This is a genomic window from Dactylosporangium darangshiense, assembly GCF_039537565.1.
In the GTDB taxonomy this organism is placed as follows: Bacteria; Actinomycetota; Actinomycetes; order Mycobacteriales; family Micromonosporaceae; genus Dactylosporangium; species Dactylosporangium darangshiense.
In genome coordinates, this window is sequence record NZ_BAABAT010000019.1 from 187980 (window position 1) to 203250 (window position 15271).

Sequence of the window (15271 nt, forward strand, 5' to 3'; positions counted from 1 at the left end):
CAACCCGACGTTGGCCGATCAGCCCGCACCCCGGATTGATCGGCCAACGTCATTCTCCGATCCGGTCGCCGATCGAGCGGAGCCTATTGCGTCACCGCCCGGCGATGACCGGTCGGAGCCCATTGAGTCGGCCTCGGCCGATGTCGAGGCGGCGCTCTTCCCCGAGTCGGACGCCAAGCCGCGCGCCGCCGCCGAGCGCATTGCCGGAAATGCCGGCGGCCGGGCCCGCGCCGCCCGCGCCGAGGCGCCCCCGAAACGCGCCGCCGACGATTCCCCGATCGCGCGCGTGTGCGTCGACAGCCCGCTGCCGCACCTCGACCGGCCCTTCGACTACCTCGTGCCGCACAACGCCGCCGGCACGGCCCTGCCGGGCACCCGCGTCCGGGTCCGCTTCGCCGGCCAGCTCGTCGACGGCTTCGTCCTGGAGCGCACCGCCGAGACCGAGCACGAGGGCCGGCTGCACTTCCTCGAGCGCGCCGTGTCGGCCGAACCCGTGCTGACACCGCAGGTCGCGCGCCTGGCCCGCGAGATCGCCGACCGCTACGCCGGCACCCTCTCCGACGTGCTGCGCCTGGCCGTCCCGCCGCGGCACGCCAGGGCCGAGACCGCCCCGCCCGCGACCGCACCCGAACTCGACGCGCCGGCCGTCCCGCCCGACGGCTGGGCCCGCTACACGGCCGGCGCCGCGCTGCTGCGGGCCCTCGCCGGCGGCCGGATGCCGCGCGCCGTCTGGACCGCCATGCCCGGCGAGGACTGGCCGGCACGCCTCGCCGAGGCCGCCGCCACCGCGCTGCTCGCCGGCCGCGGCGCGCTCATCGTCGTCGCCGACGCCCGCGACCTCGACCGCCTCGACGCCGCGCTGCTGCGCGTCCTCGGCGGGCCCGGGCATCATGTCGCGCTGTCCGCCGCGCTGGGCCCCGCCGAGCGGTACAAGCGGTTCCTGGCGGCGTCCCGCGGTACCGCCGGGATCGTCATCGGCACGAGGGCCGCCGCGTTCGCCCCGGTCGCCGCGCTGGGCCTGGTCGCGATCTGGGACGACGGCGACGACCTGCACAGCGAGCCGCGCGCGCCCTACCCGCACGCGCGGCAGGTCCTGCTGGCCCGCGCCGAGCAGGAGGGCTGCGCGGCGATCGTGGGCGGCTTCGGTCGTACCGCGGAGGCACAGCAGCTCGTCGAGACCGGCTGGGCGATCGAGGTCGGCGCCGCCCGCGACGAGCTGCGCCGGCGCATGCCCCGGGTGCTCACCGTCGGCGAGCACGAGCGCGCCCGCGACCCGCAGGCGGCCGCCGCGCGCCTGCCGTCCGTCGCGTGGCGGGCCGCGCGCGACGCCCTGGCCGGCGGCGCCCCGGTGCTCATCCAGGTCCCTCGCCGCGGCTACCTGCCCGCGGTCGCCTGCGCCGACTGCTACACCCCCGCGCGCTGCGCACACTGCTCCGGCCCGCTGGCCCTGCCCGCCGCGGACGGCGTCCCGTCGTGCCGCTGGTGCGGCCGCCCCGCCGCCGGCCACGCCTGCCCCGAGTGCGGCGGCCGCCGCTTGCGCGCCGCGGTCGTCGGCGCCCGCCGCACCGCCGAGGAGCTGGCGCGCGCCTTCCCCGGCACGGTCGTGCGCACGTCGGGCCGGGACGAGGTCCTTTCCTCGGTACCGCGGGAGCCCGCCCTCGTCGTCTCCACCCCCGGCGCCGAGCCAGTGGCCGACGGCGGCTACGGCGCGATCCTGCTGCTCGACGCGTGGGCCTTCCTCACCCGCGCCGACCTGCGGGGCACCGAGGAGGCGCTGCGCCGCTGGTTCGCCGCGGCGTCCCTGGCCCGCGCCGCCGCGCCGGTCGTGGTCGTCGCCGACGGGGGCCTGCCGGCGGTACAGGCCCTGCTGCGCTTCGACCCGGCCTGGCTGGCCGCGCGGGAGCTCGCCGACCGCCGCGAGCTGGGCTTTCCTCCCGCGGTGCGCATCGCCGCCCTGACCGGGCCGGCCGCGGCGGTGGCCGAGCTGCTGTCGCTGGCCGAGCTGCCGCCGGGCGCCGAGGTGCTCGGTCCGGTACCCGCCGCCGAGGGCCAGGAGCGCATGCTGGTCCGCACCGCCCGGTCGGCCGGCAAGGCGCTCGCGCTGTCGCTCAAGGCGGCGGCCGGGGCGCGCTCGGTGCGCAAGTCCGCCGACCCGGTGCGCATCCAGATCGACCCACTCAACCTGCTCTAGTCGCTCTGGTCGCTCTGGTTTTGTTTGGTTCCCGACAAGTCGGGCGCTCCGCGCCACGACTTGTCGGATTTATTCCTCGTCAGGCGATAAATACGGGCAAATGCCAGCCGGGCGGGGCCTGTCGGCGTTTGTCTCCACGATCATGTGTTCAGGTCGAGGCCGAGGTGAGGGTGCGGCGGTGCGTGGACGGTGGTCGATGCCGTGGTGTCGCGTGGGAGTGGTGCGCGGGGCGTCAGGTCAGGGCTGAGCGGAGGGTCTCCAGGAGTGGCGGGGCGCCGGCGCGGTTGTCGACCTCCAGGTGTGGCACCGCCGGTGGGCGGTCCGGCGGGATCGCGGCCAGGAACTCCGGCCAGCGGGCCAGCTTCTGGCCGTCGCGGTAGGAGCCGCGGGCCGTCAGCCGCGAGCGCAGCGTCTGCGCGTCGGAGCGGACCCACACCAGGCGCACCGGCTCGCCGCCGAGTGCGGACACGAACGACGCCCAGCGGGCCGGGTCGGAGATCTGGCCGGTGAACGGGGCCGACAGCAGCACTGGACAGCCGTGCGCGCGGATCTCGCGGGCCGTCGCGGCCAGGCCGGCGTACTCGTGGAGCTTGATGTTGGCGTCGTACCACGGGCCCTCGCGCTCGCCCGGTGGGCGGCCCGCGGCGGCGAGGGTGGCCGCGACGAAGTCGCCGTAGACGGTGTCCTTGTCCAGCAGGGCGGGCGTCGGGGCGAGCAGGCGCAGCAGCAGGGCGGCGACCGTGGACTTGCCGGCGCCCGGAGGGCCGGCGACGACCCAGGCGGGCGCGTTGTCGGGGCTCATGCGACCAGGAGCTGGTTGGTGGCCAGCTCGCGGTACAGCGGGCTGGTCTCGAGCAGCTCCTCGTGCCGGCCGACGGCGGCGACGCGGCCGGCCTCGAGGACGACGATCTGGTCCGCGTCCACGACCGTCGACAGGCGGTGCGCCACGACGATCATCGTGCGGTCGCGGGCGACGGTGTCGATGGCCTCGCGCAGCGCCACCTCGTTGCGGGCGTCCAGGTTGGACGTCGGCTCGTCGAGCAGCAGGATCGGCGGCGCGGCCAGCAAGGTGCGCGCGATCGCGAGCCGCTGGCGCTCGCCGCCGGACAGCAGCACGCCGCCCTCGCCGACCTGGGCGTCCAGGCCCTGCGGCGTGCGCCCGACGATGTCGGTGAGGTTGACGGCGGCCAGCACCGACAGCATCTGCGCCTCGCTCGCGCCGGGCATCGTCAGGCGCAGGTTCTCCCGCAGTGTGCCGGCGAGGACGGGCGCCTCCTGCTCGACGTACCCGAGTTGGGCCCGCAGCGCCTGCCGGGGCATTTCGCGCACGTCGACACCGGCCACCCGCACCGCGCCGCCGGTCACGTCGTAGAAGCGCTCGACCAGCTGCAGCAGCGTGGACTTGCCGGCGCCGGACGGGCCGACCAGGGCGGTGCGCGTGCCGTAGGGGACCGTGAACGACACGTCGGACAGCACCGGCTCGGACGCGGCCGCGTACCCGAAGGTGACGCGGTCGAAGGACACCGCCAGCAGGCCGCCGGCGGGGCCTGCGGTGCCGGCGTCGGGCTCCAGGGGTACCGCCAGGATGTCTTCCATCCGTTGCAGGGCGCCCAGGCCCGTCTGCAGCTGCGTGTAGGCGTGCAGGGCCTGCCCCAGCGGCATGACCAGGAAGAACAGGTACAGCACGAACGCCACGAGGTCGCCGACGCTGATCGTGCCGGCGGCCACCCGCGCGCCGCCGACGCCGAGCAGCAGCAGGAACGCGCCCTGGATCGCGGCGATGCTGGCCGGGCCGACGAGCGCCTGCAGGCGGGCGATGCGCACGCCCGCCTCGTACGCCTCCTCGGCGCTCGACTCGACGGTGGCGATCTCGCGCTCCTCGGCGTTGCTGGCCCGGATCGTGCGCGCGGCCGACAGCGCCCGCTCGACGGCGCTGGTCATCTCGCCGATGCGCGCCTGCGCCGCCTCCGACGCCGGGCGCACGCGGCGGGAGAACACCACCGCGATCGACAGCCCGAGCGCCAGCCCGCCGCCGGCGGTGAGGAACAGGATCGGGTCGAGCAGCACCATCGCGGTCGCGGCGCCGGCCACCATGACGGCGCCGGTGACCGTCTCGAACAGGCCCGAGGTGACGACCGCCCGCAGCAGGGTGGTGTCCGCGCCGACGCGGGAGAGCAGGTCGCCGGTGCGGCGCTGGTCGTACTCGCTGATGGGCAGCCGCAGCAGGTGCCGCGTCAGCCGCCGGCGCGAGGTGAGCACCAGTCCTTCGGCGGTGCGCTGGAGCAGGAAGTCGCGCAGCGCGTTGAGCAGCGCGACGGCGGCGAGCACCACGACGAGCAACGCGACGGTGCGCCACACCGGGTGCGAGGCCTGCAGGCCGTCGAGGACCTGCCGGGTGAGCAGCGGCTGGGCGAGGGTGGTGACGGAACCGAAGAGGGAGAGGACCCCGACGACGACGAGGGTGGCCCGGTGATCGCGAAGGTAGGGCAGCAACGACCGCAACGAGACGCGAGGCGTGTCGGACACGCTCCAACGGTAATGCGCCCCCGCCGGTGCCGACCGCTTCCGCTGGGCACCGTTTTGTCGTACCCATGTGATGGGATCGCGGCATGCCTCGCCGACGCGATTCGGATGCCCCACCGGTGGTGCTTCGCACCGCCAGGGTCGGGCTGCGTCTGACTCGGGCCCAACGAGGCCGCTGTTACGGGTTGTTGCGGTCGGCCGGTGATGTCTGGGCTTGTGTGCTGGAGATCAATAGCCGGCGAAGGCGGCACGGCGATTCGCCGCTCGCGTCCTATCAGGCGTTGTGCCGCGAACTCACCGCGGCGGGGCCGGCCACCTTCGGCGACCTGGACACAGTCGGAGCCCGATCGGTGCTGCGGCGCTACGCCGATGCCTGGTTCGCCGCCGCAAAGCGGCGCCGGACAGGCTGCACCACGGCGCGGTTCCCGCGACGGCGTCGCGGGATGGTGCCGCACCGGCGGGCATCGCGACCTCTTCGCGGCCGCCACCATCGCCACTCGGACTCCTGGAGCCAACCGAGGCGGCGTCCGCACCGCGGCGGCAGTCCTGCCGCGCGCCGTTACGCACCGTCGAGTCGGTCGGCACCTACCTGGTGCCGGGTCGTCCCGGCGTGATCCGCGCCGTCGTCGCCGGCCACGTTGCGTGGGCGGTCCGACGGTGACGGATCCGCTGGCCGGCTGTGGCCCGCCTCACCATTCACCGTGATGAGGAGTCGCTCGACCGCATCGCGCGGCGAGGAACCGCGAACGTCACCATCCGGTCAGCGTTCGTGGTGACAGCACTAGCCTAGACTTGAACGACCCGAATTCGGGGAAACTTGCAAATCGGACAAATGAGGTGCCGCTTGACCGTCCAGTCCGTCCGCCTGTTCGGCGACCCTGTGCTGCGCACGCCCGCCGACGCGGTCGTCGACTTCGACAAGGAGCTGCGCAAGCTCGTGAGCGACCTGCTCGACACGATGCGCCAGCAGAACGGCACCGGGCTCGCCGCCCCGCAGATCGGGGTCGGGCTGCGGGTGTTCACCTTCGACGTCGACGACGTCGTCGGGCACCTGATCAACCCGGTTCTCGAGTTCCCCGACGAGGAGGAGCAGGACGGCCCCGAAGGCTGCCTGTCCATCCCGGGGGTGTACGTCGACACCAAGCGGCGGCAGAACGTCATCGCCAAGGGCTTCGACAAGCACGGCGAGGCGATCCAGGTCGTCGGCACCGGGCTGATGGCCCGCTGCGCGCAGCACGAGACCGACCACCTCGACGGGGTGCTGTTCGTCGACCGGCTCGACGCCGAGCGGCGCAAGCAGGCGATGAAGGAGATCCGGGCGGCCGAGTGGTACAACCCCGATGCGCCGCCAGTCGTCAAGGCCAGCCCGCACGGACTGTTCGGCATCCGGTGAGGCTGGTCTTCGCGGGGACCCCGGCCGTGGCCGTGCCCGCCCTCGACGCCATCGCCGCCTCGCAGCACGAGCTCGTGGCGGTCGTCACACGCCCCGACGCGCCCTCCGGCCGGGGCCGCCAGCTCGTGCCCTCCCCGGTCAGCGCCTGGGCGAGCGAGCGGGGCATCCCGGTGCTGACCCCGGCCAAGCCGCGGGACCCGGAGTTCCTCGAGCAGCTGCGCGCCCTGGAGCCGGACTGCGCGCCGGTGGTGGCATACGGCGCGCTTGTACCGCGGGCCGCCCTCGACATCCCGCGGCACGGCTGGGTCAACCTGCACTTCTCGCTGCTGCCCGCCTGGCGGGGCGCCGCGCCCGTGCAGCACGCCGTCCTGCACGGCGACGAGATCACCGGGGCCAGCGTCTTCCTGCTGGAGGAGGGGCTGGACACCGGCCCGGTCTACGGAACGCTGACCGAGCCGATCGGGCCGCGCGACACCTCCGGCGACCTGCTGGAGCGGCTCTCGGTCTCGGGCGCCGAGCTGCTCGTGCGGGTCCTGGACGGGATCGGGGACGGTGCGCTGTCCGCGGTACCGCAGCCGCATGAAGGCATCTCGGGCGCCCCGAAGCTTTCCGTCGAGGACGCGGCGGTGCGCTGGGCCGATCCGGCGTTCGCGGTCGACCGGCGGATCCGGGCCTGCACGCCGGCGCCGGGCGCGTGGACGACGTTCCGGGGCGAGCGGCTCAAGCTCGGGCCCGTGACGCCGCTCACCGCCGCCACCGTCATCGCCGGGCCGCCCGCGACGGCGCCGGGGGTGCTCACCGTCGAGCGCAACCGGGTGCTCGCCGGCACCGGCACGGTCCCGGTCGTCCTCGGCACGGTCACCGCGCCGGGCAAGAAGCCGATGCCCGCCGACGCCTGGGCGCGCGGCGCCCGGGTGGAGTCGGGGGAGAGTGTGCTGATGGAGAGCGTGTCTTGATGAGGTCTGCGCCCCGGCGCGGACCCGGCCAGCGCCCGGCCGGCGGGCGGGACGACCGGCTCGCCCGGCCGCCGCGCGGTGGCCGCCCGGCGATCGACCCGGCGCGCGAGGTCGCGTACGAGGCCGTCGCCGCCGTGCACCGCGACGACGCCTACGCCAACCTGGTCCTGCCGCGCCTGCTGCGCGAGAACGGCGTCAGCGGGCGCGACGCGGCGTTCGCCACCGAGCTGACGTACGGCGCGCTGCGCCAGACCGGCACCCTGGACGCCATCGTGGCCGCGGCCGCGGACCGGGCGGTCGAGCGCATCGACCCGCCGGTGCGCGACGCGCTGCGGATCGGGGCCTACCAGCTGCTGCACATGCGCGTGGGCGCGCACGCGGCCGTGGCGACGACGGTCGACCTGGTCCGCTCGCTGGTGCCGGGCGCCGCCGGCTTCGCCAACGCGGTCCTGCGCCGGGTCGGCGAGTCCGATCGCGCCGAGTGGATGCAGCGCCTGGCCCCGGCCGACCCGGCCGCCCGCGCCGCGCTCGTGCACGCGCACCCGCAGTGGATCGTGAACGCGTTCACCGACGCCCTGGGTTCGCTGGACGAGGCGGAGCTGGCCCTCGACGCCGACAATCTTCCGGCGGCGGTACACCTCTGTGCCCGCCCCGGCCGCATCGCCACCGCCGACCTCGCCGCCTCCCTGCGGGGCGCCACGGTGGGCCGCTACTCGCCCTATGCCGTGATCCTGTCCGGTGGCGGCGACCCCGGCTCGATCCCCGCGATCCGCGAGGGCCTGGCGCACGTGCAGGACGAGGGCAGCCAGCTCGTCGCCGCCGTCCTCGCCTCGGCGCCGCTCGACGGCCCGGACGAGCGCTGGCTCGACCTGTGCGCCGGCCCCGGTGGCAAGGCGGGCCTGCTCGGCGCGATCGCCGCGGAGCGGGGAGCGCACGTCACCGCGGTCGAGGTGGCACACCACCGGGCGGCGCTGGTCGCCCAGGCCACCAAGGGCCTGCCGGTCTACACGATCAACGCCGACGGCCGCGACGTCGGCAAGGACCCCGACCTGCCGCTCGGCGCGTTCGACCGCGTGCTGGTCGACGCGCCGTGCACGGGCCTCGGCGCGCTGCGCCGGCGCCCGGAGGCGCGGTGGCGCCGCCAGCCGTCGGACCTGCCGCCGCTGACCCGGCTGCAGCGGGAGCTGTTGCAGGCGGCCTTCTCCGCGGTACGACCGGGCGGCGTCGTCGCCTACGTGACGTGCTCGCCGCACCAGGCGGAGACGGAGGTCTCGGTCACGGAGGCGGCCCGGCGCTCGCCGATCGACGTGGATCTCGTGGACGCCCGCCCGTATCTGCCGTCCTCGCTGCCGGAGATCGGCAGCGGGCCCACGGTGCAGCTCTGGCCGCATCGCCACGGCACCGACGCGATGTTCGTGGCGCTCCTACGCCGGTCCGCGTAGCGGGGCGTCGGCCGATCGCCGCTGCGCAGGCACTCCGGAGGGCGCGTCCGGCACGAGCGCCGCGACGGCCGCGCGGCTGCCGCATCCCGTCGCGATGAGCCGGTCGCGCTCGGCGAGCCAGGCCGCGCCGAGCGCCTCGCGGGCGGCCCCGCCGAGGTGGAGCCGCGCGTCGTTGAGCAGCGTGCGCTCCTCCTCGTCGACGTGGTGCGCGAGCGAGTTGGCCAGCTTGCCCACGGCCCGGTCGAACGCGGGCGACAGCACGTCGCCGACGTCGAGCAGCGCCAGCAGCCTGCGGTGCCCCTCGACGTGCTCGTCCGCGCCGTGCTCGACGTGCGCCCCGCCGCCAGCGAGCTCGCGCAGCTTCGGGTAGACCTCCGACTCCTCGGCGATCGCGTGCCCGATGAGCAGGTGCGCCAGCTCGGCCCGCAGCGCCGCGCGCCGCTCCCGCACGGCGTCCAGGTCGACGTCGCGGACCCGCAGCGCGCGCAGCAGCTGTTCGAACCGCACGTGATCGCCAACGATCGCCTCGACCACATCCATGGTGACCATTCTCGCAGCCCCGGCGGCCGATCCGCCGGACAACACCCGAACGAACGCGCCCAGGTAGGCGGGCCGATAGCATCACGCTGTGTCGGACAACGTGATCGCGCCTTCGATTCTCGCTGCGGACTTCGCTCGGCTGGCCGATGAGGCCCGGGCCGTGGAAGGGGCCGCGGACTGGTTGCACGTGGATGTCATGGACTACCACTTCGTGCCCAACCTGACGATAGGGCTGCCGGTGGTGCAGAGCCTGCGCAAGGCGACCACGCTGCCGTTCGACTGTCACCTCATGATCGCCGACCCGGCCCGGTGGGCGGTCGACTACGCCAACGCCGGGGCGTACAACGTCACGTTCCACGCCGAGGCGGCCACCGATCCGGTGGCGATCGCCAAGGACCTGCGGGCCGCGGGGAGCCGGGCCGGCCTGGCGATCGACCGGGACACCGCCGTCGAGGGGTACCTCGAGCTGCTGCCGCACTTCGACCTGCTGCTCATCATGACGATCAAGGCCGGCTTCGGCGGCCAGGCGTTCATGCCGCAGCTGCTGGACAAGGTCCGGGCCGCCCGGCGGTACATCGACAGCGGGCATCTCGAGCTGCGCATCGAGGTCGACGGCGGCGTTGCCGACGACACGATCTACGCCTGCGCCGAGGCGGGGGCCGACACGTTCGTCGCCGGGACGGCGGTCTATGGGGCCGAGGACCCCGCGGCGGCCGTGCGGAAGCTGCGGGCCATCGCAACGGGGAGCTGACGCAGCGCGACCGGCGGGGTACGGTCCAACAGCACGGCTTGCATGGTGCGGTGAGGAGACCTGACGGCAGTGGGCGAACGTGACGTCATTCTCGTGGTTGACGACGATGCCGATATCGCGCGGTTCATCGAGGTCAATCTCAACCTCGAGGGGTTCGACACGCTGCTGGCGCACGACGGGGCCACCGCGCTCGCGCTGATCCTGGAGTACAAGCCGGCGCTCGCCGTCGTGGACTGGATGATGCCGCAGCTCAACGGGCTCGAGCTCACGCGGCGGCTGCGGGCCGATCCGATGACCGCCTCGATGCCGGTGATCCTGCTGACGGCGCGGGGCCAGACGGCCGACAAGGTGATCGGGCTGCAGGCGGGTGCCGACGACTACCTGGTCAAGCCGTTCGACACGCTGGAGCTGGTCGCCCGGGTGCGCTCCACGCTGCGGCGCAACCAGGAGAACCGGGAGGTCTCGCCGCTGACCGGCCTGCCCGGCAACACGCGGATCCTGCGGGAGATCACCGACCGGGCGCGGGCGGGGAGCGATTTCGCGGTCTCGCACGTCGACATCGACCGGTTCAAGCCGGTCAACGACGTGTACGGGTTCGCGCGCGGGGACGAGTTCATCATCTCGCTCGCCCGGGCCCTGCACCGGGCCGTCGTCGAGGTCGGGCTGCCGCCCGCGTTCCTCGGGCACATCGGCGGGGACGACTTCCTGGTCGTGTGCACGCCGGAGCAGCTCAAGGAGCTCACGACCAAGGCGATCCTCGAGTTCCAGGCGGCCTCCGACGCGCTCTACGACCCCGTGGACGCCGAGCGCGGCTACATCGAGGTGATCTCGCGCGCCGGGGAGGTCCAGCAGCCCAACCTGGTCACGCTGTCGATCGGGGTGGCCATCGGCACGCCCGAGAGCGGGAACTTCACCGACCCGCGGGAGATCATCGCGATCGCCACCGAGATGAAGAAGGTGGCCAAGAAGCACAACGGCAACTACGTGGCGGTCGACCGCCGCAGCGCCGTGGAGCTGTGACGCACATCCCGGACTTGACCCGGTAAGGACCGGGGGTTGTGTGCAAGACTCAAGTTACGTACCCACCACGCGCTGGCGGGGCTCGGTGAAATTCCGAACCGGCGGTAATCGGCCCGACACGGGCCGGAAGCCCGCGACCCGGTCGAAGCCATCGGCCGGTGGACCTGGTGTGAGTCCAGGGCCGACGGTCATAGTCCGGATGGGAGTTCAGCGCGCGGGATCCGGTGCCGTCCGTTCGCGGGCGGTCCGGTGGGCTGCTGCGCGCTCCCCGGCGCTTTGCCGGGTTCCGTGGCGTCCCCCCGCGTGTGATCACGAACCACGCGGATGAGGGACCAGCGGAGAGGGACATGGCAGACGACGAGACGTTCATGCGGCGCGCCATCGACCTGGCGCGCCTGAGCCTCGGCGAGACCAGCCCCAACCCCAACGTCGGCTGCGTCATCGTCGGGCCCGACGGGCGGATCGCCGGCGAGGGGCGCACGGCGCCGGCCGGCGGGCCGCACGCCGAGGTGCGGGCGATCGAGCGGGCGGGGGAGCGGGCGCGGGGCGGCACCGCCTACGTCACGCTGGAGCCCTGCAACCACACCGGGCGCACCGGGCCGTGCTCGCGCGCCCTGGTCGCGGCGGGGGTGGCGCGCGTCGTGGTCGGCGTCCGCGACCCGAACCCGCTGGCCGCGGGCGGTGCCGAGACGTTGCGGTCCGCCGGGGTCGTCGTCGACATGGGTTCGGTACTGCACGAGCTCGCCCACGACGCCATGGAGGGCTGGCTCACCGCCGTTACGCGCGGCACCCCTTACGTCATCTGGAAGTTCGCGGCCACGCTCGACGGGCGCTCCGCCGCGGCCGACGGCACCAGCAAGTGGATCACGTCGCCGGCCGCCCGGGCCGACGTGCACCGGCTGCGCGGCGGCGTGGACGCGATCATCGCCGGGATCGGCACCGTGCTGGCCGACGATCCGCAGCTGACCGTCCGGTCGCCGGAGGGCGAGCTCGCGGCCCGCCAGCCGCTGCGCGTGATCGTCGCAGGCTCACGGGGTACCGAATCCGGTTTGCAGGTTTTCGACTCTTCGGCGCCGACGTGGGTCGTCGCGCCGGGGGAGGACGGGCGGGCCGACCTGCCCGCCATGTTGCGCGAGCTGTACGCGCGCGGGGTCCGCGTCGCGCTGCTGGAGGGTGGCCCGACGCTGGCGGGCGCGTTCCTGGCGGCGGGGCTGGTGGACCGGGTCGTGGCGTACCTCGCGCCCAAGCTGCTCGGCGCCGGACCCGCGGCGCTGGGCTTCGCGGGAATTTCCAGCATCGCCGAAGCATTGACGCTCGACGTTGTCGACCTTGCCAGGATCGGGCCGGACGTGCGCCTGACGGCAACAGTGAAAGGTGCGTGAGCAAGTGTTCACCGGCATCATCGAAGAGCTGGGCACGGTCGTCGCGATCGACGAGCTGGGCGACTCCGCCCGGCTCGCGATCCGCGGGGCCACCGTGACCTCCGACGCCGCCCACGGCGACTCGATCTCCGTCAACGGGGTCTGCCTGACCGTGGTCGACAACGAGGACGGCGTGTTCACCGCGGACGTGATGGGCGAGACGCTCAAGCGCTCGACCCTCGGCGCGCTGAGCTCCGGCGCGCCGGTGAACCTCGAGCGCGCCGCGACCGTCGCCACCCGGCTCGGCGGGCACATCGTGCAGGGCCACGTCGACGGGGTCGGCTCGATCCTGTCGCGGGAGGCCGGCGACCAGTGGGAGACGGTGACGTTCGCGCTGCCGGAGGGGCTGGGCCGCTACGTGGTCGAGAAAGGCTCGATCACCGTCGATGGGATCTCGCTGACCGTGGCGTCCGTCACGGACGACACGTTCTCGGTCGGGCTCATCCCGACAACGCTCAAGCTCACCACGCTCGGCGCCAAGGGCGTCGGCGAGCGGGTCAACCTGGAGGTCGACATCATGGCGAAGTACGTGGAGAAGCTGCTCGGAAAGGCCCGGTCATGAGCGCCCCGGTCACCGGCCTCGACCCGATCGAGCGGGCCGTCAAGGACATCGCCGCCGGTCGGGCGGTCATCGTCGTGGACGACGAGGACCGCGAGAACGAGGGCGACCTGATCTTCGCGGCCGAGTTCGCCACGCCGGAGCTGGTCGCGTTCATGGTGCGCTACACCTCCGGGTACATCTGCGTGCCGATCACCGAAGCCGAGGCCGACCGGCTGGACCTCCCGCCGATGTACCGCACGAACCAGGACCGGCGCGGCACCGCGTACACGGTGACCGTCGACGCGCGCTTCGGCGGTACCACCGGGATCTCCGCAGCCGACCGGGCCCGCACCATCAAGCTGCTCTCCTCGCCCGACACCCGGCCGGACGACCTCTCCCGCCCGGGGCACATCGTGCCGCTGCGGGCCAAGGACGGCGGCGTGCTGCGCCGGGCCGGGCACACCGAGGCCGCCGTGGACCTCGCGACGATGGCCGGCCTGAGCCCGGCCGGCGTGCTGTGCGAGATGGTCAACGACGACGGCACGATGATGCGCCTGCCCGACCTGCGCAGGTTCGCCGCCGAGCACGACCTGGCGCTGATCAGCATCGCCGACCTCATCGCGTACCGGCGGCACACCGAGAAGCAGATCGAGCGCGTCGTCGAGACCCGGCTGCCCACCGAGCACGGCGTCTTCCGCGCGGTCGGCTACACGCAGCAGTTCGGCAACGGCGAGCACATCGCCCTCGTCTACGGCGACCTCGGCGACGGCGAGGACGTCCTCGTCCGCGTGCACTCCGAGTGCCTCACCGGCGACGTGTTCAGCTCCGTGCGCTGCGACTGCGGCCCGCAGCTCGAGGCGTCCATGAAGATGGTCGCGGCCGAGGGCCGGGGCGTGGTGCTGTACATGCGCGGGCACGAGGGCCGGGGCATCGGCCTGATGCACAAGCTGCAGGCGTACCAGCTGCAGGACCTCGGCCGGGACACTGTCGACGCCAACCTGGACCTGGGCCTGCCCGCCGACGCCCGCGACTACGGCACCGGCGCGCAGATCCTCGTCGATCTCGGCATCAAGACGATGCGACTGCTCACGAACAACCCGGCCAAGCGGGCGGGCCTGGAGGGGTACGGTCTGTCCGTGCTGGGTCGCGTGCCCCTGCCGACCCGGCCGCACCCGGAGAACGTGCGCTACCTGCGCACCAAGCGGGACCGGATGGGTCACCTGCTGGACGAGCTCGACGAGGTCGCGGAGGGACTGGCGTAATGGCTGGGAGTGGGGCACCCGTCCTGCAACGGGTGGACGGCACGGGTTTGACGCTCGGCATCGTGGCCACCCGTTGGCACGGCGAACTGGTCGACCACATGCTCAACCGGGCGATCGAGGCCGGCGAGGCGTCCAACGTCGACCACATCGCGGTCGCGCGCGTGGACGGCGCCGTCGAGCTTCCGGTGCTGGCCCAGGCGCTGGCGCAGCGCTTCGACGCGGTGGTCGCACTGGGCGTGGTGATCCGGGGCGACACGGCGCACTTCGAGTACGTCTGCCAGTCCGTCACCGACGGCCTCACCCGGGTCGCCCTGGACGAGTCCACCCCGGTGGCGCACGGCGTGCTCACGGTGGACAACTACGAGCAGGCCCGGACACGCGCCGGCTTCCCCGACTCCGCCGAGGACAAGGGCTACGGCGCGGCGCTGGCGGCACTGGACGCGGCGGTCGCGCTGCGCCTGGTCGCCAAGTCCTGACCCACGCACGACAGATCCGGACGGCCCCGCCGTCCGGATCTGTCGCTCTGTTCACAGGCTGCGGGCGGTGATGTCCCCGTAGCCGGTGGTGGCGCGGATGTCCAGGTCCGCGGCGCCGTCGTTCTTCAGCGAGTTGTCGATGCGGCCCAGGCCGGTGCCGGCGTCCAGCGACGCCGAGACGCCGCGGGCGGCGCCGACCTCGATGTTGCCGGCCTGCGTGCTCAGCACGACCGCGCCGGCGGCGGCCTCGGCGATGCGGATGTCGCCCTTGGCCGTGCTGATCTCGGCGGGGCCGGTCAGGCGGCCGACGACGACGTCGCCGACGTGCGCGGTCAGCTTCAGGCTCGCGGCCTCGTCGACCTTGACCGTGCCGTGCGCGCCGTCGAAGGCGACGTCGCCGAGGCGGCCGACGGCGCGGAACTCGGCGGCGGCGGCCTTCGCGGTGACCTTGGAGCCGGCCGGCAGCTGGACGGTCACCTCGACCGAGCCGGAGGGGCCGAGGACCTGGTGCCGGGCCGGGGGAGCCTGGACGTGCAGGACGCCGTCGCGGAACTCGACCGTCGTCTGCTCGGCCGCCTTCACGTCGCGGCCCTTGCCGGCGTCGGCCGGGCGGACCTCGACCGTGGCGTTCGCCCGGTCGGCGGCGATGACCTGCACCCGCCCGGCGGGGACGTCGATGACGGCGGCGATCGGGGCGGTGGTGTCGAAGGTGTTCATCGTGTTCTCCTCTGTGGCTGCGCTGTTTCCGATGTCAG

14 protein-coding genes and 1 riboswitch are annotated in these 15271 nt (G+C 73.8%); of the genes, 10 read left to right on the forward strand and 4 right to left on the reverse strand.

Annotation, left to right across the window (positions count from 1 at the left end; genetic code table 11):
* Nucleotides 1–286: 286 nt before the first annotated feature.
* The gene (locus tag ABD901_RS30875) at nucleotides 287–2191 is read left to right on the forward strand and encodes a primosomal protein N' (protein ID WP_345131981.1); all 1905 of its coding nucleotides are present in this window, start codon (nucleotides 287–289) and stop codon (nucleotides 2189–2191) included.
* A 232-nt stretch (nucleotides 2192–2423) separates the two neighbouring features.
* Here ABD901_RS30875 and ABD901_RS30880 read toward each other — a convergent pair whose 3' ends face one another.
* Together ABD901_RS30880 and ABD901_RS30885 are read right to left on the reverse strand one after the other, a co-directional pair.
* Nucleotides 2424–2993: a P-loop nucleotide/nucleoside kinase family protein gene (locus ABD901_RS30880; protein ID WP_345131913.1), complete on the reverse strand. Its 570-nt coding sequence runs from the start codon at nucleotides 2991–2993 to the stop codon at nucleotides 2424–2426.
* Nucleotides 2990–4717 carry an ABC transporter ATP-binding protein gene (locus ABD901_RS30885; protein ID WP_345131915.1) on the reverse strand — a complete coding sequence of 576 codons (1728 nt, stop codon included), beginning with the start codon at nucleotides 4715–4717 and terminating at the stop codon, nucleotides 2990–2992. The genes ABD901_RS30880 and ABD901_RS30885 overlap by 4 nt, the downstream gene beginning before the upstream one ends.
* An 841-nt stretch (nucleotides 4718–5558) precedes the next feature.
* Here ABD901_RS30885 and def point away from each other — a divergent pair.
* From def to ABD901_RS30900, 3 genes are read left to right on the forward strand one after another with little or no spacing between them, the layout of a single operon-like run.
* Nucleotides 5559–6107 (forward strand): peptide deformylase, encoded by a 549-nt coding sequence (gene def, locus ABD901_RS30890; protein WP_345131917.1) that lies wholly within the window; start codon nucleotides 5559–5561, stop codon nucleotides 6105–6107.
* A complete protein-coding gene (gene fmt, locus ABD901_RS30895; protein WP_345131919.1) occupies nucleotides 6104–7063 on the forward strand; it encodes a methionyl-tRNA formyltransferase in 960 nt (319 codons plus the stop codon). Before def ends, fmt begins: the two co-directional genes overlap by 4 nt.
* On the forward strand, nucleotides 7063–8505 hold the full coding sequence (locus tag ABD901_RS30900) for an RsmB/NOP family class I SAM-dependent RNA methyltransferase (RefSeq protein ID WP_345131921.1): 1443 nt from the start codon (nucleotides 7063–7065) through the stop codon (nucleotides 8503–8505). The genes fmt and ABD901_RS30900 overlap by 1 nt, the downstream gene beginning before the upstream one ends.
* Here the strand turns inward: ABD901_RS30900 and ABD901_RS30905 are convergent.
* Entirely contained in the window at nucleotides 8488–9045 is a 558-nt protein-coding gene (locus ABD901_RS30905) for a hemerythrin domain-containing protein (protein ID WP_345131923.1), read from the reverse strand. The genes ABD901_RS30900 and ABD901_RS30905 overlap by 18 nt on opposite strands.
* Nucleotides 9046–9133: 88 nt before the next feature.
* On the opposite strand from ABD901_RS30905, the gene rpe reads away from it, so the two are divergent.
* The 6 genes from rpe (at nucleotide 9134) to ribH (ending at nucleotide 14516) form a co-directional block, all read left to right on the forward strand.
* On the forward strand, nucleotides 9134–9796 hold the full coding sequence (rpe, locus tag ABD901_RS30910; protein WP_345131925.1) for a ribulose-phosphate 3-epimerase: 663 nt from the start codon (nucleotides 9134–9136) through the stop codon (nucleotides 9794–9796).
* A 60-nt stretch (nucleotides 9797–9856) separates the two neighbouring features.
* Nucleotides 9857–10816 carry a GGDEF domain-containing response regulator gene (locus tag ABD901_RS30915; protein ID WP_345131983.1) on the forward strand — a complete coding sequence of 320 codons (960 nt, stop codon included), beginning with the start codon at nucleotides 9857–9859 and terminating at the stop codon, nucleotides 10814–10816.
* A 67-nt stretch (nucleotides 10817–10883) separates the two neighbouring features.
* Nucleotides 10884–11032: riboswitch (FMN riboswitch) on the forward strand.
* A 131-nt stretch (nucleotides 11033–11163) separates the two neighbouring features.
* Nucleotides 11164–12198, forward strand: coding sequence for a bifunctional diaminohydroxyphosphoribosylaminopyrimidine deaminase/5-amino-6-(5-phosphoribosylamino)uracil reductase RibD (gene ribD, locus ABD901_RS30920; protein ID WP_345131927.1), 1035 nt, complete (start codon nucleotides 11164–11166; stop codon nucleotides 12196–12198).
* Nucleotides 12199–12202: 4 nt separating this feature from the next.
* Nucleotides 12203–12799 carry a riboflavin synthase gene (locus tag ABD901_RS30925; RefSeq protein WP_345131985.1) on the forward strand — a complete coding sequence of 199 codons (597 nt, stop codon included), beginning with the start codon at nucleotides 12203–12205 and terminating at the stop codon, nucleotides 12797–12799.
* Nucleotides 12796–14040, forward strand: coding sequence for a bifunctional 3,4-dihydroxy-2-butanone-4-phosphate synthase/GTP cyclohydrolase II (locus ABD901_RS30930; protein WP_345131929.1), 1245 nt, complete (start codon nucleotides 12796–12798; stop codon nucleotides 14038–14040). The genes ABD901_RS30925 and ABD901_RS30930 overlap by 4 nt, the downstream gene beginning before the upstream one ends.
* The gene (gene ribH, locus ABD901_RS30935; protein WP_345131931.1) at nucleotides 14040–14516 is read left to right on the forward strand and encodes a 6,7-dimethyl-8-ribityllumazine synthase; all 477 of its coding nucleotides are present in this window, start codon (nucleotides 14040–14042) and stop codon (nucleotides 14514–14516) included. Before ABD901_RS30930 ends, ribH begins: the two co-directional genes overlap by 1 nt.
* A 51-nt stretch (nucleotides 14517–14567) precedes the next feature.
* Here the strand turns inward: ribH and ABD901_RS30940 are convergent, their stop codons facing one another.
* On the reverse strand, nucleotides 14568–15233 hold the full coding sequence (locus ABD901_RS30940; RefSeq protein ID WP_345131933.1) for a DUF4097 family beta strand repeat-containing protein: 666 nt from the start codon (nucleotides 15231–15233) through the stop codon (nucleotides 14568–14570).
* Nucleotides 15234–15271 lie beyond the last annotated feature (38 nt).